Annotated in this window: 18 protein-coding genes; 14 read left to right on the top strand and 4 right to left on the bottom strand. The window is 72.7% G+C overall.

Translation table 11 applies throughout. The features are described from left to right. Positions 1-123: 123 nt before the first annotated feature. Positions 124-606: a transcriptional repressor gene (locus IPQ09_22090; GenBank protein MBL0196867.1), complete on the top strand. Its 483-nt coding sequence runs from the start codon at positions 124-126 to the stop codon at positions 604-606. After that, on the top strand, positions 603-1,244 hold the full coding sequence (locus tag IPQ09_22085; protein ID MBL0196866.1) for a hypothetical protein: 642 nt from the start codon (positions 603-605) through the stop codon (positions 1,242-1,244). The genes IPQ09_22090 and IPQ09_22085 overlap by 4 nt, the downstream gene beginning before the upstream one ends. A gap of 1 nt (position 1,245) precedes the next feature. Here IPQ09_22085 and IPQ09_22080 read toward each other — a convergent pair whose 3' ends face one another. Genes IPQ09_22080 through IPQ09_22070 form a run of 3 tightly spaced genes read right to left on the bottom strand, consistent with a single transcriptional unit; the run spans position 1,246 to position 3,231 of the window. Beyond that, positions 1,246-2,136: a hypothetical protein gene (locus IPQ09_22080; GenBank protein ID MBL0196865.1), complete on the bottom strand. Its 891-nt coding sequence runs from the start codon at positions 2,134-2,136 to the stop codon at positions 1,246-1,248. Positions 2,137-2,171: 35 nt separating this feature from the next. Then, the gene (locus tag IPQ09_22075; protein MBL0196864.1) at positions 2,172-2,978 is read right to left on the bottom strand and encodes an SUMF1/EgtB/PvdO family nonheme iron enzyme; all 807 of its coding nucleotides are present in this window, start codon (positions 2,976-2,978) and stop codon (positions 2,172-2,174) included. 52 nt (positions 2,979-3,030) lie between these two features. Further along, positions 3,031-3,231: a hypothetical protein gene (locus IPQ09_22070; GenBank protein ID MBL0196863.1), complete on the bottom strand. Its 201-nt coding sequence runs from the start codon at positions 3,229-3,231 to the stop codon at positions 3,031-3,033. Between the two features lie 353 nt (positions 3,232-3,584). Between IPQ09_22070 and IPQ09_22065 the strand changes: the two genes are divergently transcribed. Beyond that, on the top strand, positions 3,585-3,842 hold the full coding sequence (locus tag IPQ09_22065) for a hypothetical protein (protein MBL0196862.1): 258 nt from the start codon (positions 3,585-3,587) through the stop codon (positions 3,840-3,842). A 67-nt stretch (positions 3,843-3,909) separates the two neighbouring features. Continuing rightward, the gene (locus IPQ09_22060; GenBank protein MBL0196861.1) at positions 3,910-5,286 is read left to right on the top strand and encodes a radical SAM protein; all 1,377 of its coding nucleotides are present in this window, start codon (positions 3,910-3,912) and stop codon (positions 5,284-5,286) included. 48 nt (positions 5,287-5,334) lie between these two features. Here IPQ09_22060 and IPQ09_22055 read toward each other — a convergent pair whose 3' ends face one another. Continuing rightward, positions 5,335-6,915, bottom strand: coding sequence for a protein kinase (locus IPQ09_22055; GenBank protein MBL0196860.1), 1,581 nt, complete (start codon positions 6,913-6,915; stop codon positions 5,335-5,337). A 214-nt stretch (positions 6,916-7,129) separates the two neighbouring features. Between IPQ09_22055 and IPQ09_22050 the strand changes: the two genes are divergently transcribed. The 10 genes from IPQ09_22050 to IPQ09_22005 all read left to right on the top strand — a co-directional run bounded on the left by IPQ09_22050 (position 7,130) and on the right by IPQ09_22005 (position 16,466). Then, positions 7,130-7,426 carry a (2Fe-2S) ferredoxin domain-containing protein gene (locus tag IPQ09_22050; GenBank protein ID MBL0196859.1) on the top strand — a complete coding sequence of 99 codons (297 nt, stop codon included), beginning with the start codon at positions 7,130-7,132 and terminating at the stop codon, positions 7,424-7,426. Beyond that, on the top strand, positions 7,423-7,680 hold the full coding sequence (locus IPQ09_22045; protein MBL0196858.1) for a hypothetical protein: 258 nt from the start codon (positions 7,423-7,425) through the stop codon (positions 7,678-7,680). The genes IPQ09_22050 and IPQ09_22045 overlap by 4 nt, the downstream gene beginning before the upstream one ends. Beyond that, positions 7,677-8,480 carry a Smr/MutS family protein gene (locus tag IPQ09_22040; GenBank protein MBL0196857.1) on the top strand — a complete coding sequence of 268 codons (804 nt, stop codon included), beginning with the start codon at positions 7,677-7,679 and terminating at the stop codon, positions 8,478-8,480. Before IPQ09_22045 ends, IPQ09_22040 begins: the two co-directional genes overlap by 4 nt. 10 nt (positions 8,481-8,490) lie before the next feature. Further along, complete coding sequence (locus IPQ09_22035) at positions 8,491-9,237, top strand: hypothetical protein (GenBank protein ID MBL0196856.1); 747 nt, start codon at positions 8,491-8,493, stop codon at positions 9,235-9,237. A 142-nt stretch (positions 9,238-9,379) separates the two neighbouring features. After that, a complete protein-coding gene (locus IPQ09_22030) occupies positions 9,380-10,201 on the top strand; it encodes an RDD family protein (protein MBL0196855.1) in 822 nt (273 codons plus the stop codon). Beyond that, positions 10,192-11,220, top strand: coding sequence for a stage II sporulation protein M (locus IPQ09_22025; protein MBL0196854.1), 1,029 nt, complete (start codon positions 10,192-10,194; stop codon positions 11,218-11,220). The genes IPQ09_22030 and IPQ09_22025 overlap by 10 nt, the downstream gene beginning before the upstream one ends. Then, a complete protein-coding gene (locus tag IPQ09_22020) occupies positions 11,217-12,083 on the top strand; it encodes a hypothetical protein (protein ID MBL0196853.1) in 867 nt (288 codons plus the stop codon). The genes IPQ09_22025 and IPQ09_22020 overlap by 4 nt, the downstream gene beginning before the upstream one ends. Further along, the gene (locus IPQ09_22015; protein MBL0196852.1) at positions 12,080-14,149 is read left to right on the top strand and encodes a hypothetical protein; all 2,070 of its coding nucleotides are present in this window, start codon (positions 12,080-12,082) and stop codon (positions 14,147-14,149) included. Before IPQ09_22020 ends, IPQ09_22015 begins: the two co-directional genes overlap by 4 nt. 92 nt (positions 14,150-14,241) lie before the next feature. Further along, on the top strand, positions 14,242-15,150 hold the full coding sequence (locus tag IPQ09_22010; protein MBL0196851.1) for a MoxR family ATPase: 909 nt from the start codon (positions 14,242-14,244) through the stop codon (positions 15,148-15,150). A 2-nt stretch (positions 15,151-15,152) separates the two neighbouring features. Then, positions 15,153-16,466 (top strand): DUF58 domain-containing protein, encoded by a 1,314-nt coding sequence (locus tag IPQ09_22005; GenBank protein ID MBL0196850.1) that lies wholly within the window; start codon positions 15,153-15,155, stop codon positions 16,464-16,466. Positions 16,467-16,760 lie beyond the last annotated feature (294 nt).

The raw sequence follows: 16,760 nt of genomic DNA, 5'->3' as shown, positions 1-16,760 counted from the left end.
CTTGCCCTGGTCGTGGTGACCGTCGGGCCGTGCGCGCAGGGGGAGGACTTCGCGATGACAACCGAGGCGCACGACCATGGATCGCCGAACGTAGAACACTTCCGGCGGCTCCTCCATCAGCACATGCAGCGCAAAGGGTTGCGCTCCACCGAGCAGCGGCGACTCATCGTCGAGACCTTCTTCACCTCGCCCAACCACGTGAGCATCGAGGAGCTGCTCGCGCAGGTGCGCGCGCAAGACCCGAAGGTGGGCTACGCGACGGTGTACCGCACGCTGAAGCTGCTGTCGGAGTGCGGCGTCGCCTTCGAGCGCCGCTTCGGCGATGGCCTCACGCGGTACGAGCTCGCCGACGAGGCCTCCCACCACGATCACCTCATTTGCGTCGAATGCGACGACATCCTCGAGTTCGAGGAGGAGCGCATCGAGGCCATTCAGGAGGAGATCGCGCGGAAGTACGGTTACGTCCTGCGCAGCCACAAGCACGAGATGTACGGGGTGTGTCCTGCCTGCCAGCGCCGGGGCGAGCGCCCGGCCGGCGCCGCGAACACCGCGAACACCGCGCCGGCGAAACCCACGGCCACGAGTCGCGTACAGGGAAAACCATGACCGAGACCACCCCGCCCGCCGGCTCCCTGCGCGCCCTCCTCGCTACCGCTGCGCTCCTCGGGGCGCTCGTGGGCGCCTGCTCCGACACGCCAAGCGCTGCAGACGCCGCGCCGGCCCCGTCGGCCTCCACGACGGCCACGGCTTCGGCGACGGGCACTGCCACTCCGCCGCCCGGCGACGCGGGCCCCGCGCCCGACGGGGGCAGGCCGAGCAACGACGAGACCCCGCCCACCGGCGACTCGGCCGCGATCCTCAAGTGGATCGACGCGAAGAGCTACGCGAAGTGGGCCTGCGAGCCGGCGCCGCATGCGGCGCGAGCCGGATCGGCGCACTCGAAGAACCGGGTGTGCTCCAACGCGCTCGCATCGAAGCACGGCGCGGGAGAGTACCCCGTGGGAGCGGCGTCGGTGAAGGAGCTGTTCGACGCCAACGACAAGCCGAGCGGCTATGCCTTCTCTTTGAAGACGGCGGCCGGCGGGGCGGACGCCTGGTACTACTACGAGCTCCTCGGCACCAGCGTCGTGGCGAACGGCCAGGCGACGAGCGGCTCGCCGAAGACCCTCTGTGCGGCGTGCCACGAGGGCGCCGGCCAGGGCGGCCAGACGGGTCACGACTTCGTGTACACGCAGGTGAAGTAACTCACTCGCAGTCGGCGAAGTAGCGCGCGTGGAGCTCTTGGCCGAGCTTGCGCTGCCCGTCGGTCGTGATGTGGAGCCCGTCGCGGCGCGCGAAGGCCGGACATAGTTTGTCCGGGTCGTCCGGAGGGCGGCAAGAGAGCAGCGCCCACGCGTCGACGACCCCGCTCACGTCACCGCGCGCCGATCCGTCGCGGATCCACGCGTTCAGCGCCAGCGTGTCGCCGCGGCGCTTGGGGCTCCAGTACCGCGTGAACCCGCCCCACGGCGCGACCGTCATCGCCAGCACCCGCACGCCGCGCGCCCGCGCCGCGGAGTACATGAAGGCGAGATCCTTCTGGATCTTGGCGACCGTGCGGCCCGCGGTCTGGTCGCTGTAGAGGTCGTTCACACCTCCCCACACGAGCACGTCGGAGTACGAGGGCGCGTTGGAGTTGGACGCTCCCGCCTGGCCGAGCACCTGGCGGCTGAAGCGCGCGGCCATTTGATTGACCATCTGGCCGCCGACCCCGAGGTTGTCGAACGTGCTCCGCGGGCAGCGCTCGTGGAGCAGCTCGAGGAACGCGCCCCCTTTGGAGTGCGCGTCGGTGAGCGAGTCGCCGATCGCCGCGAGCCGGTAGACCCGCGTGCGCCGCCCGCCGTCGCCCCCGCTGAAGGCGAGCGCGGGCTGCGCCGCGTCGGGCGCGCGGCGCTCCTCGCGTCGCGGTGCGCTCGCAGCCACGAGAGGCGGAGCGTCGGTTACCCCGGCCTCGTTGACCGCGCCGACCTCGCCGACCTCGCTCACGTCGTTCGCTCTGGCGGGCGCGGGGCCCACCCCGCCGGGCGCGCGACCGCACGCCGCGGCCCAGAGGCAAGCGAGGACCGTGAGCCTTCCGTGGCGGGCCTTCGGTCTCACGTCGAGCTCATCGTGTTGGGGCGCCGCTCGGTCGCTCAGCGCCCGTCGGCGCAGCAGCGAAAGCCCGTGGAGTAGTCGCGGTACGTGGCGTCGTGGGCGCTCGTCCGATAGCGGCAGCCGTCGCCGTTCTTGTGGGTGTCCAGGTAGTAGCCGCCGCGGAACGTGCCGCTTGGATCGGCGACCCACTCGTGCAGGTTGCCTACCATGTCGAACACTCCGTACGCGTTCTTGCACCGCGGGTGCGCGCCGGTCTTCGAGATCGAGCCCGGCACCTGGTTCAGCCGCGGATCGTTCATCTTGTCGCTGGAGGCGTACACGGCCGCGCCGTCACTCGGGAACACGACCGAGAGCGGCGCCCGGCCGTGGTCGTTGCAGTAGCCGTCGTGGCGATCGTTGCCATAGGGGAACCGCGTGGGGTGACGCCCCTCGCAGGCCCGGGTCCACTCGTCTTCGGCGCAGAGGCGCTTGCCTGCGGCCGCGCAGGCCGCCTCGGCCTCGTTGCGGCTGATGTGGGCTTGCGGCACGATCCCTGGCCTGGACACCGCGGCCACGCGCGCGCCCTTTTTCACGAGCTCGTAGGGAGAGTGCGGCGTGCGCCGGCCACGCGGGTCGACCTCGACCAGCGAGGCCTCCCATTTGTCGATGCAGAACCCAAGCTGGCCGCTGACGCCCGGGACGTGCGCCATGCCCGAGGGGCACGCGCCTCGCCCTCCCTGGGCGACCTCGGGGACGAGGAAGCTCGGGAGGCCCAGCAGCCCGACGACGAGGGCCGCGCCGAGCGGCCGCACTTGGGCGGCTCCGGCCTGCGAGCGTCGACGGTCGTTCGCATTAGGAGAGCGCACCCGACGCGTGTAGCAGACGGGTCGCCTTCGGGCCAACGCCGGCCGTCGCCTCTCAGCGCGGGCCGCTGTTCGGGTACATCACGCCCAGCGTCTGGATGGTCTCGTGGGTGGGCGCCTGCGGATCGTGGGCGACGGGGCCCCCGGTGAGGCGGCTCGTGCCCAGCGCCAAGCCGCCGAGCAGGAGAGTGGCCGCCACCACGCCGCTCGTGGCGAGGCCGACGTTCGGTCGCTTCTCGATGCTTGTCTGGCTCAAGGGGCGCTCCTTTCCGCGTGACCGTCTCACCCGAGGCGCCGGAGCGCGGGGGGTATGACACGAGGATCACACCGTTTCGCCCGTTCGCCAAGGGCTTTTCGGGCGGTTGCACGGGGGCGCTCGTGACACGCTGCGGCAGGTCCGCGCGGGCTCCGGGCCGCGTCGGCGGCGTGGAGGCGGGACGTGCGGCCTGGTAGGCTCCCAGCGTGCTGTGCCCTTGCCCACGCTGCTCGCGTCACGTCCGTCTCCAGCGCCTCGACTCGGGGGACGCCGAGACGTGCCCGTTCTGCGCCTTCGTGGGCCCGTGGCCTCCCGCCGCGCCCCTCGGAGGTCGCTTGGCCAGGCTGGCCAGCGTGAGCTCGCGCGCGGCGCTCGTGTTCGGGGCGCTCGAGCTCGGCGCGCTCGGGTGCAACGCGGCGGAGGTGCCGGCTCTCTCGGCCCCGCCCTCGCCGCCGCCACCCCCGGCGTCCGCTGCGCCGCCGCCCGCGGCCTCGGCCTCGGTCCCGGACGCCGGCCCCGCGGCGGAGGTGATCGACGCCTCTTTTCCGCGCGCGACCGTCGCCATCTATGGCGCGCCGCCGCCGCCGAGCCCACAGCGCCCGAAGAAGTGAAATACATGTATTCTGCATGCATTGCGGGGCCCGCGCGCGGGGCTCCAGTCGCTGGAGATCGCCGCTCATGACCATCGGACCTCGCCCCCGCTCCCTCCCGCTCGCCCCCGCGGCGCCGCCCGCGACGCGCAAGCTGCCCCTGTTCGAGGAGGCCCGCGCCATCGACAAGCGGTGGCGGCCCATCTACGTCGTGTGGGAGGTCACGCTCGCGTGCGATCTCGCGTGTCGGCACTGCGGCTCGCGTGCCGGCCGCGCGAGACCCGACGAGCTCACCACGGCGGAGGCGCTCGATCTGGTCGACCAGATGGCGGCGCTCGGCGTGAAGGAGGTGACCCTCATCGGCGGCGAGGCGTACCTCCGCGAGGACTGGACCGAGCTCGTCCGCCGCATTCGATCGCACGGCATGTCGTGCAGCATGACCACCGGCGGCCGCGGGCTCACCCTCGAGCGCGCCCAGGCGGGCAAGGACGCCGGGCTCCTCTCGGTGTCGGTGTCGGTCGATGGACTGCGCGAGACGCACGACGCGCTCCGCGCGGCGCAAGGCAGCTTCGACGCGGCCATGTTGGCGATCGACAACCTCAAGGCGGTGAAGATCCCCTTCTCGTGCAACACGCAGATCAATCGCCACTCGATGCCGGAGCTCGAGGAGCTCTTCGACCTCCTCGTCGCCCGTGGGATGCACTCGTGGCAAATGCAGCTCACCACCGCCATGGGCCGCGGCGGCGACGAGCCGGACATGTTGCTCCAGCCTTGGGAGCTGCTCGAGCTCTTCCCCATGCTCGTGCGCATGAAGCGGCGCGCCGACGCCAAGAACGTCCGCTTTTGGACTGGCAACAACATTGGCTATTACGGGCCACACGAGGCCGAGCTCCGTCGCACGTTCCCGGGCAGCCACCGCGGCTCGTGCGGCGCTGGGCGCCTCAGCATGGGGATCGAGGCCAACGGCGACATCAAGGGCTGTCCGTCGCTGCCGACTCAGGACTACGTGGGCGGGAACATTCGCGATCACAAGCTCGTCGACATTTGGGAGGGCACGAAGGAGCTTCGCTTCACGCGCGACATGACCGTCGAAGACCTCCGGGGGTATTGCCGCACTTGCTACTACGCGGAGGAGTGCAAGTCGGGGTGCAACTGGACGACCCACGTGCTCTTCGGCAAGGTCGGAGACAACCCGCTCTGCCACCACCGCGCGCTCGATCTCGCGCAGAAGGGGCGGCGCGAGCGCATCGTGAAGGTCCAGGCCGCGCCAGGGCTACCGTTCGACTATTCGCTCTTCGAGCTCGTGGAGGAGGCGTTTCCGGAGGCGGAGCGCGAGCCGCTGCTCGAGCTGGCGAACGCGATGATGAAGCGGCCGGCCGCTCCCACCAGCGCGTCCGTCGGCGAACCCGCCCCGCCCGCGGCGAGCGAGCCCAGGAGCTCGAGCGGCGCGATCTCGCGCGACTGAGGCGAGCTCGGTCCGGAACCACGCCGGATCACTCGCCCGCGCCGTCGCCTACTTCAGGTTCACCGTCGCCTCGGGGTCGAAGTCGTCGTCCTCTTCGAGGGGCCGCGCCGCGCCGCGTGCACGCGCCGCCCCAGCCCCGCGCAGGACCGTGGTCTTGGAGAGGTCGTCGCGCTCGTCGTCCGTGAAGCGTCGCGCGGTGGTGCGCGCGAGGTCGTCGTCGTCGTCGCGCAGGCGGCCGTGAAACACGGAGGTCCGCGCGAGCTCTTCGTCCGGCGCGTCCGCGCTCGGCACGGCGCGCCGGGGCGCGGCGTGCAGCGACGTCCGCGCGAGGTCGTCGTCGTCGTCGTCGTCGTCGTCGCCGCCGAGGACGTCCGCGCTCGGGTGCGAGCGGTGGATCGACGTGCTGGCGAGGTCGTCGTCGTCGTCGTCGCCACGCCACGCGTTGGCGGCGCGGCTCCGCGGCCCGCTCCCTGTCGCCACGCCGAGGTCAGCACTGCGCGCTGGCGGCGCCGGCTCGCTCCAAGGCGGCTCGTCGTCGTAGCGGCTTGGCTCGTGCTCGTGCTCGTCGTCCTCCTCGCGCCAGTCGCGCGAGTCGAGATCGAGCGCCTCACGGGTCTCGCTCAAGAGCGCGTCGCGGTCCTCGCCCGCGAAGCTGTCGTCGCCGAGGTCGTCGCCGGCCGGGGCCGGCGCCTCGTCGGGCAGCGCACGATCGAGCGCGCGCGCGAGGAATGGACGCGCGTCGCCGACCCCGTGCCTAAAGGCGATCACGCGCAGCTCTTCCGCGACGGCGCGCGCCGACGGGAACCGTTCGTCGGGGCTCACAGCCGTGGCCGTGAGGATCAGCTCCGACAGCTCCCGCGGGATGCGCGCTCGGAAGGACGGCGAGTCGACCTGACCCTCCGTCACCATGTGCAGCACCTCGGCGTGCGACAGACCGCGCTTGAAGCGCCGCCCGACGAAGAGCTGGCGCAGCAACATTCCGAGCGCGAAGACGTCGCTCCGCGGCGTGGTGGGGCTCCCCTGCACGAGCTCGGGGGCGAGGTTCTCGAGCCGCGACGACTGCGTCCGCAGGCTGCGCACTCCGGACTGCGCGATCGTGACGCGGCCGATCTCGAAGTCGGTCACCTTCACGACGCCGGTCCAGCCGAGCATGACCTGGCGCGGCGACAGGTCGCCGTGGCAAACGCGGCCGGGCGCCGCCAGGGCGCCGGCGAGGGCGTCCGCGACCTCGCAGGAGATGAACAGCGCGACATCGAACCCAAGGCGGCTGTCGTGCTCCTCGAGGGTGCGGAGCAGGTGGTGCAGCGAGACCCCCGGGACCTCCTCGGTGACCAGGAAGGCGCGCCCCGCGGCCTCACCGCAATCGTAGACCCGCGCCACGTTGGGGTGCTGCACCCGCGCGGCGCGCGCGGCGGCGCGCACGAGGGCGGTGACGAAGCTGTCGCCCTCCGCGCCCTCGGCGTCGGAGGCCGCTGTGTCGAAGAGCTTCACGAGCACGGGGTGCCGCACGCCGAGGCGGCCCTCGAGCTCCCCGCGGTAGGCTTCGGTGCGGAAACCGCGCCCAACGTGGGCGCCCAGATGCAGGCGCCGCTGATCGAGCGGGAGCACTCGGCTGGGGAGGCGCACCACGGGCATCGGGGTCGGGTGTGCAAGCGCTGGGCCGCCCGAAGGACGTCGGATCGTGGCGCGTCATGGGCTTCCTGGGTGGCGGGCGGCGCGGGGAGGGACTTCGGGGATCCAGAGTGGGGATCCACCCGGGAACGACATCGGCTATCTGTGTGCGTCAATGTGCGCCGTTGGCGGCTCGCCGCGCGGCGCTCCACCCCGTGCTATCGGTGCGTCGATGAATCCCGCCCGCCGCCCGCGCGCGCACCTCTTCGTGTGCGAGAACCGGCGCGAGGGCTCGCCGCTTGGACCGGGGTGCGGGGGCCGCGGCGAGGCCGTGTTCGCCGAGCTGAAACGCGAGGTCGGCCAGCGCGGGCTCACCTACGACGTCTGGGTCACGCGCACGCGTTGCCTCGGCGTGTGCCCAGCGGTAGGCACGGCCGTCGCCATCTACCCACGCGGCGGGCTCCTCACCGAGGTGGTCGCGTCCGATGCCGCAGCGCTCCTGCGGCGAGCCCACGAGGAGAACGTATGACAGTCCACAAGACAGGCCATCCACAGACCCTCGCCGGCGCGCTGGCCGTGCTCACGCAGATGGAGGAGCTCCAGGGGCGTAAGGTCATCGAGCTCGCGCGGCGGTTGAAGCCAGGGCTCACGTCGGACGACATCAAGAACCCCCACGACTTCCCCGAGCTCGACGATCCCGACTGGCACTACGCGGACGGGCTCCTCACGGGCATCCAGTCGGCCATCGCGGCGTTGCGCGCGCTCGACCGAGGTGAGTCATGAGCCCGACGAAGCCGCCGGGCAAGCGGGGCGCGAAGGACGACAAGAGCCGCGGGTTCGCGCTCGCGTCCGCGCTCGCGCCCGCGCTGGCCGACATGAAGAAGCAACTCGAGGCCCAGGCGGCGGCGAAGGCCGCGAAGCCGCAGGCCGCGAGCGCGGCGAGCTCCGCGAGGGCCGCGCCCGCGGCGGCCGGGGCGCGCGCCCGCACGCCGAAGGTCGACGCGGCCGAGGAAGAGGCGACCTTCCAGCGCATGATGAGCGGCGTCGTGCCGATCGGCGGCGACAAGCCCACCCGCGTCTCCGCGGGCGTCGCGCCGCGGGGCCCCGAGGCTCGGGCGCGCGCCGCCGAAGACCTCGCCGCGCGTGCCCGCGCGGAGGCCGACGAGGTGCACGAGAAGCTCCGGCAGCTGGTCGACGGCCCGTCCCGCTTCGAGGTCGTCGACGACGGCCGCCGCGTCGAGGGGCGTCGCCTCGAGCTGCCCCCGCAGACCCTGCGATCGCTCCGACGTGGCGCCATCGCGGTCGACGCCCGGCTCGACCTCCACGGGCAGGCCGCGGCCGCCGCGCACGACGAGCTCGCGCGCTTCCTGCGAGAGCGTCGGGGGCGGGGCGATCGTTGCGTGCTGGTCATCCACGGGAAGGGCGATCACTCTCCGGGCGGCGTCGGCGTCCTGCGCGGCGAGATCTCCGCCTGGCTCTCCCAGGGGCGCGCGAGCGAACAAGTGAGCGCGTTCGCGACGGCGACCACCGAGGACGGCGGCGAGGGCGCCGTTTACGTGCTGCTTCGGCGGGATTTGGGCTAGACAACACCCCATGGACCGCCGCGCAAGCATCTTCGCCGTGCTCCTCGTCGGTGCCGTGCAGGTGCTCTCCGCCGGCTGCGAAGAGGAGGGGGCGCGCGTCAAGGCGCCGAAGGGGCCCGAGACCGTGCTCGCGCCGCCGGTCGTCGCCCTCTCGCTCGCGGACGCGGGCTGGGCGCCGTTCCACTCGAAGCGCCACTTGCTCACCGTGCGCCTGCCCGAGGGGCGCGCGTGGCGCATCGACGACCACACCACGCCCGAGCTGCGCGCCACCCACGAGGGCACCCAGACCGAGCTGACCGTCGCGGTCGAGGGGGCGGGCGAGCTCGTGGGCCGCGCTCAGTGCGAGGCGCTCTCACGCAAGAAAGGCCGCGTGCCGACGGGCGATCTCCGCACCCTCGAGGACCACGTCACCGTCGGACCGGAGGCGTTCGACAGCCGCGTGTGGGTGGCGGTCGAAATCGGCAAGAAGAACGAGCTCGTAGGGCACGTCTTCGCGTTCGGCGGCAACATCCGCACCTGCCTCTTCTTCCACGCGAGGACCACCGTCCCGAGCGCGGGGAGCGAGATCGTCCTGTCCGAGCGCCTCGCGATCGCGAAGACGGGGCTCTTCGGTCGTCTCATGCTCGACCCACCGCGCACATCGGGGGAGGCGGAGGTCCCGCGCGCCCCTGCGGTCGCCGGGCCCAAGCGCTCCGGCGCGCCCGGTCCCGGTCTCGCGCCCGGCCGCGCCCCGGCCCCCGCGCCCTCGCTCCGATAGGCGTGTGCGCCGACGGGCGCACCCCGAGCGCAAGCTTCGGCGACAAGGACGGCACGGTGCTCGGCGTGGGCTCCCGCGGCTCCCTCGCGGAGGCCGCGAGGCTTCCGTTTTGGTCACCTTGGCCTATTCTCCTCCGGCCCCGATGCCAAACGTTGCGCCGCTCGAGACCGACGTCGCCATCGAGACGCCGGAGCACATCGTGTTCCGGTATCGCGTGGCGGGCCCGGCGCGCCGAGGGCTCGCGCACCTGCTCGATCTCACGATCTGTTACGCGGCGCTCGCGGTGCTCGGTGGGATCGTGCTCCTCGCGGCGAGCGCCGGCGGCGTGGCCGGCGCGGACGCCGAATCCCTCGCGCATGCGGGCGCGGGCGTGCTCCTCGTCGCGCTCTTCTTCGTGCAGTGGGTCTATTTCGTCGTCGCGGAGTCGGTGTGGGGACGCTCGCCCGGCAAGGCGGCGCTTGGCCTGCGGGTGGTCACGGCCGAGGGGCGCCCCATCGGGTTTACCCACGCCGCGCTCCGTAACCTGCTCCGCGCCGCCGACGGGCTCCCTTTCGGCTATGCGCTCGGCGTAGCGTTCATGGCGGGCACGGGGCGCTTCCAGCGCATCGGCGATCTCGTCGCGGGTACCCTCGTCGTCCACACGAGCGACCACGCTCGCGCCGAGCCCATCCGCCTCTGGCCGCCGGCCCGCCCCGACGAGCTCGCCACCCTCCCGGCTCGCATCGGTCTCGATCCGGAAGAGCGCGCAGCCATTGAACTTTTTCTTCGAAGGCGGGGGCGCCTCGGGGCCACCCGCGAGGCCGAGCTCGCCCGAATGGTCGCGCCCGCGCTCGGCCGGCGCTTCGACTACCGGCACCCCGATCCCGCGCGCCTGCTCGCATTGCTCTACGATCGCGCCGTCAACGCGGGCCGGGAAGAGGCGCCGCCTTCCTCGCGTGGCGCGCCAGGAGGCTCATGGCGCTAGCCTCCGCCCCGAACGAGCGCGCCTTCGCCGCGCGCCGCGAGCGCGACTGGTCGACCCTCGAGGGCATCGTCCGCATCGCGGAGCAGCGAGGCCCGAAGCGCCTGCGTCCGGAAGATGTCCACGCGCTGCCGACGCTCTACCGCGACGTGTGCGGTGATCTGTCGCGGGCGCAAGCCGCGCGCTACAGCGCCCCCCTCATCGACTACCTCCAGGGGCTCACGGCCCAGTCGCACACCCTGCTCTACGGGGCGCACGCCGCGGGCGCGCCGGCTAGGGCTCGCGCCGCCGCGCGACCCGGCGGGAGGGCGTGGACCACGGCGTTCCCGATCGCCGTCCGACGCCACTGGCGCGCCATGCTCCTGGCGACGCTCCTGTTCTTCGTGCCGTTCTTCCTCGGGCTCATGGCGGCGCTCGCGGAGCCCCAGTTCGCCTTCCGCGTGGTGCCCGAGGCCATGCTGCGGCCGCTCACCGAGTCGTACCAGCGGGGCTTTGCGGCCGGGCGCGGGAGCGCCGAAGACACCCTGATGACCGGCTTCTACGTCAACAACAACGTGGGCATCGCGCTCCGCTGCTTCGCCCTCGGGATCTTCGGCGGGCTCGGCTCCGCGATCACCCTCGTGCAGAACGGGCTCTTCACCGGCGCCGTGCTCGGGTACGTCGGCTCGCAGGGCGCCGGGCTCAACATCGTCACGTTCATCGTCGGGCACGGCACGTTCGAGCTCGGCGCGATCGTCATCGCGGGCGGAGCGGGCCTCGCCATGGGGTGGTCGGTGGTGTCGCCGGGCGACCGCACGCGCCTCGCGTCGCTCCAGCACGTCGCGCGGGATGTCGTGGTCATCGTCGCGGGCGCCGCGGTGATGTTGTTCATCGCCGCGCTCATCGAGGGCTTCTGGTCGTCGTCTTCGGTGCCCACCCTGGTCAAGCTGGCGGTCGGCGCCGTCAATTTCGTGCTCGTGCTCGCCTACCTCGCGCTCGCGGGGCGCGGCGCGCCGACCCCGGCGAAAGGGAGGCCGCGGTGACCCCGAGCTCCCTACGTCAAGCGGTCGCGCACGAGGCGCCGTCGTCGCCCGTCGCAGAGGCGCGTGTCGTGCTGCGCGACCGCGCGACCCCCGACGTCCTCGACCTCGCGCTCCGCTTCCTCGCTCGCCACCGCGTCCCCTTCGCGAAGCTGGGGATCGTCGTGCTCGTGCCCGGGATCGCCGTGACCTGGGGCGTGGCGGCCACGTTCGGGTGGGGCCTCGCGTGGCTCGTCGCGATCGTGCTCGGACTCGTCGCCCAAGCGCCGTTCACCGAGCTGGCGTCGAGGCTCGTCTTCGAGCGCGACGTGCGCGTCCGTGACGTGCTTCGCCGCGCCATCGGTCGAGCGCCACGCGTGCTCTTCGTGCGCGGCGTCCAGCTCACGGCCATCGCGGTCGCGTCGATGTTCTTCTTCGTCCCGGGGCTCCTCGTCGCGGCGCTGCTCTTCTTCGTTGGTGAGGTCGTGCTGCTCGAGCGCGTCGCGTTTGGCGCCTCGCTCCCGCGCCTCCAACGGCTCGCGAGCGGTGGCGCCGGCGAGGCCGCGCTCGGCTTTCTCCTGCTTGTCTTGTTGCATGCAGTATGCACGATCATGGGCGACGTGTGCGGTCGCGCCATTCTCACCGACCTGCTCTCGTGGACCGCGCCGGAGCCGGCCTGGGAACACGGTGGCAGCGCGCTCGCCGCCTGCGGGTTCTGGCTCTTCTTGCCGTTTGCCGCGGTCGCGAGGTTCCTTCTCTATCTCAACGTGCGCACGCGCGCCGAAGGCTGGGACATCCAGACGCGCTTCGCCGCCATCGCCCGCCGGGCGGAGGCCGAGACGGAGACCGAGGCCTCGCCGCCCGCGGTCCCGCGGAGGGCAGCGTGACGCCGCGCGCCCTCGCTGCGCTAGGAGTCGTCGCGGCGACTGCGCTCACGACGCCCGCGCTGGCGGTCCTCGCGGATCCGAGCGAGGCCCAGGCGAACGTCGACGCTGCCCGCGCAACCGAAGCGATGGCCTTCTGCCGCGCTCCCCGCAGGCCGCTCAGCGCGCGGGCGAGGGAGCTCTGCCCCACGGCGCGCGCGGTGCCCGACTGCGCGGGCTTCGCCACAGCGTGCGACGCCGCGCAGGCGAAGCGTCCCGCCGACAGCGAGCGCCCGTGGCACGCGTCGCTGAAGAAGGCTCTCGGCGCGCTCGCGCAGGGGCTCGTCGTGCTCCTCGCGGCGGCGGCGTTCGCGGCCCTCGTGTACCCTATCGTGCAGGCTCTCCGCCGTAGGCGCCGTGACGCGTCGCTCGCCGACGAGCCAGCCACGTCCAAGCTGGCCCCGCACGCCGAGGTGGCCTCGTCCGAGCTGCCCGCGGTCGACGACGCGGAGTCCGCGCTCCGCCGCGCAGACGACCTCGCGCAGTCGGGCGAGCTGAATCGTGCATTGTTCATGTATCTTGCCGCGTCGCTCGCGGCGCTCGATCGCCGCGGCGCCGTGCGGATCGCCCGGAGCCGCACGAACGGCGAGTACGTGCGCGCGTGCTCCGAGACGGAGCGCCGGCCGGCCCTCCGCGAGCTCGTGCGCGAGGTCGATCGCGCCCAGTTCAGTGGTGAACCGCCCACGACCGATCGCGTGAGTCGCGCGTCGGGGCTCGCGCGGGCGCTGGTGCGCGTGGCGCCCACGACCCTCGCGGCGCTGGCCGTGGTGCTGCTCGTCGGTTGCGGCGCCAATGGCATCGCGCGGCACGCGGACCCCGGGGGGGACGAGCTCTTCGCCGACCTCCTCACCCGGCAGGGCCTCGCCGTGTCGACCACTGGGCGCGCGCTCTCGAACCTCGCGCCGCTCACCGCGAGCGAGCTCGACGCGGCCCCGGTGCTCGTGGTCGATCTGGACCGCACGCCGCTCGAGCCCGACGCGGAGACGCGCGTCGTCGCCTGGGTGGAGAGCGGCGGCGTGCTCGTGCTCGCGGGCACGACGAGCCAGGCGCTGTCGAACGCGTTCGGCTACCGCCCCGGACCCGCGGCCCTCGACGCGACGGGCGTCACGGCGATCGATGGGCTGCTGTCTCCGCTCGAACCGCCCCAGCTCGAGGACGACGACGACGAGGACGTGGATCTGGACACCCTCGTGAAGCGCGCGCACGCCGCGCGCGAGGCGGCCCGGCGACGCTTTCGCGGCGCCGTGCACGGCAGCGGTGCGGTCGCCGTCGAGGGGGGGGAGCCCATCATCGTGGTGGCGGCGGCCGGCGACGCGAGGGACGCACGCGTGTACGCGGCAGCGAAACCCGCTGGCAAAGGCGTCGTTGTCGCGCTCCCGGACGGCGAGCTCTTCACGAACGTGGGCCTCTCGCGCCCCGGCAATCCGAGCGTCGTGGCGGCGCTCTTCACCGAGTTGATGGCGCGGCCCGCCTACCCCGGCGGAGAGGGAGCCCGCGTGCGCCAAGAGCGCGCGGTGCGCCTCGCGCGCGCCGGAGACGGCATCTCGCCGCCCGGCAACCCCTTCTCATCGCTCGCTCGCGCGGGGCTTGGCCTCGGGATGGGGCACGCCTTCGTAGCCTGCCTCTTGCTCTTCGCGGCGTACGGATCGCGGCACGCACGCCCTCGGCCTGCGCCGCCGCCGGCTCGTCGCGCGTTCTCCGAGCACATCCTCGCGACGGGCGCCTTTTACGCCCGCCTCGCCCGCCCCGCGCACGCGCTCGCGGTCTTCGCGCGCTTCGCGGAGCTCCGCCTCCGCCGTTCGCTTCCCCGGGGCGCCACCGACATCCCCTCGTTCCTCGCCGCGCGAACGCGCGCCGCGCCCGCGGCAAGCGAGGCCCTCTGGGCCCGCGCCCTCGAGGTCGAGCAGGGGGCCGCCCCGCGCGGCGACGAGCTCGCCGTGCTCCGCGAGCTGCGGGCGTCCGTCGCCGCGTCGCTCGCACCGGACGTGAAAACGAGCGCCGCCGCGGCGCCCAGCAAGGACCCCACGTGACCCAGGACGCCCCCGCCGAGAACCACGCCGATGGCCCCGCCGCCGCGGAGCCGTCGCGCTTCACCGAGACCTTCGAGCGCATCCGTGCCCGCATGGCCGAGGTCGTCGTCGGCCAAGAGGAGCTCGTGTTCGGGCTGCTCGTCGCCCTCTTCGCGGGCGGCCACGTGCTCGTCGAGGGCGTGCCCGGGCTCGGGAAGACGCTCGTCGCGCGGAGCCTCGCGGCCGCCTCGGGCGTCGGGTTCAAGCGCATCCAGTTCACCCCCGACCTCATGCCGAGCGACATCACGGGATCGTCCGTCTTCGACCGTCAGGGTGGCGCTTTCACCTTTGTGCCCGGCCCCATCTTCACGAGCCTGCTCCTCGCCGACGAGGTGAACCGCGCCCCCGCCAAGACCCAGTCGGCGCTCCTCGAGGCGATGCAAGAGCACCAGGTCACCGTGGACGGCGTGAGCCGCCCGCTGCCGCCGCCCTTCCTCGTGATCGCCACGCAGAACCCCGTCGAGTCGCAGGGCACCTATCCGCTCCCCGAGGCGCAGCTCGATCGCTTCCTCCTGAAGCTCCAGGTCGAGAGCCCGCCGCGCGAGGTGGAGGAGCGCATCGTGAAGCACCACGCGGCGGGCTTCGATCCACGAGATCTCGCCGGGGTGGCTTCGGCCACGAACGCGAACGAAATCCTGCAGATGCAGCGCATGTGTGAGCAGATCCGCGTCGACGACGCCCTCGTGTCCTACATGGTCGAGCTCGTGCGTCGCACGCGCGACGACCGGGCGATCGAGCTCGGCGCGTCGCCGCGCGCGTCGATCGCGATGCTGAAGGCGGCGCGCGTAGTCGCGGCCAGCGAGGGGCGCTCTTTCGTCACGCCGGACGACGTGAAACCTCTCGTCAAGCCCATCCTCCGGCACCGCGTGATGCTCCACCCCGACGCGGAGCTTCAGGGCCTCACCGCCGACGATCGAATCGACGAGATCGTTCGTGCGACGCCCGTGCCTCGAGGCAACTGACGGTGGTCTCCGTCGTTCCCCGCAAGCGCCTCGTGGCCCTGGCGTTCATCGCCGCGGTCGTAGGGACCGTCGCGGGGTACGCGCCGTCGCTGGCGCCCGTCATGTGGGGGCTCGACGCGGCGCTCGCGCTCGCCGCGGGCCTCGACGTGGTCCTCGCGCTGGGCTCGCGCGTCCGCGCCGAGCGCGAGATCGCCGAGATTCTCTCGGTCGGGCGCCCCAACCTCGTCACGCTCACTCTGCGCAACACGAGCCGCCGCGCGCTCTCCGGCACGGTGATGGACGACCCCGTCGCGCACGCCGAGACCACCGGCTTGCCTGCGATCGTCGAGCTGCCGCCGCTTGGGGACGCCGTCGTCCGCTACGAGCTCTGCCCCACGCGACGCGGCCCGCGCGAGCTCGGGGCGATCACGGTTCGGTACGCGTCGCCGCTCGGGCTCGTCGATCGCCAGGAGTCCTTGCCGCTCGCGCAGCAGGTCGACGTGTACCCCGACGTCCACGCCGCTCGGGAGCTCGAGCTCTTGCGCCGAAAGGGCCGCGAGGACGCGCGCCTCGGCTCGCTGCGCGTGCGCGGGGGCGACACCGAGTTCGAGCGCCTCCGCCCCTACCAACGGGGCGACGAGGTCCGCCACGTCGACTGGCGCGCCTCGGCGCGGCGCGACGACCTGACCGTGAGGCAGTTTCAGGCGGAGTCGGACCAGAACGTGGTGTTCGCGATCGACGTCGGACGCGGCATGCGAGGCGAGAGCGGGGGCATCACCAGCGTCGACCGCGCGCTGAACGCCGCGCTGCTGACCGCCGACGTCGCGCTCCGCGGTGGCGATAAGGCGGGCCTCATGGCGTTCGACGATCTGCCGCGCGCCTTCCTCGCGCCCAGCGGCGGTCGCGCGGGAGGCCGAAAGCTCACGCGGGCCGTCTACGCCCTCGAGGCAGGGCTCGCCGCGACCGACTACCGCGCGGCGATGACGTTCCTCCGCACGAAGGTGCGCGCGCGCTCCCTCCTCGTCGTTTTCACGAACCTCCTCGAGCCCCGCTCGGCCAAGGAGCTCGCGGCGTCGCTGCGCGGGCTCCTGCCGCGGCACCTGCCGCTGTGTGTGCTCATGCGCGACGAGGAGATCGAATCGCTCGCGCTCGCCCCCATCCGCGGCGAGCGCGATCTGTTCGTCCGCGCCGCCGCGGCCGAGGCCCTCGGCCTTCGCGAGGCGATCGTGCGCGAGCTGAGGCACGCGGGAGTCCTCGTGCTGGACGCGCGCCCGGAGGACGTGACTCCGTCGCTGGTGAAGCGCTACCTCGAGGTCAAGGCGCGGCGGATGCTCTAGTCCCCTGGAGTCGTGGTTCGTATCAGAAGTCTGGTCTTCGGTGTCATGCCGAGGAGCGATGGGGTGCCCCGTTTTCGGCGGCGGCGGGCCCGTCCTCAACTCGGACGTCGTTCCGCGCGGTGGAGGCGGCGCTTTTTGCGCTCAGGGGACAGTGGTTTCGGGTGTGACCGCGCGAGAACGCCGACCCTCGAACATGAGTATCCTCCCACCGCCGCCGAAAACGGGACACCCCCTCGCTCCCTTGTGGCGAAAGGCCGAGCCGCGCGACTTCTGGAAGGGATCACGTTTCCAGGG

This window comes from Myxococcales bacterium (assembly GCA_016720545.1).
Taxonomy (GTDB): Bacteria; Myxococcota_A; Polyangia; order Polyangiales; family Polyangiaceae; genus JAAFHV01.
Note: the sequence above shows the minus strand (reverse complement) of the source record. Positions and strands in the feature narration are given on the sequence as shown.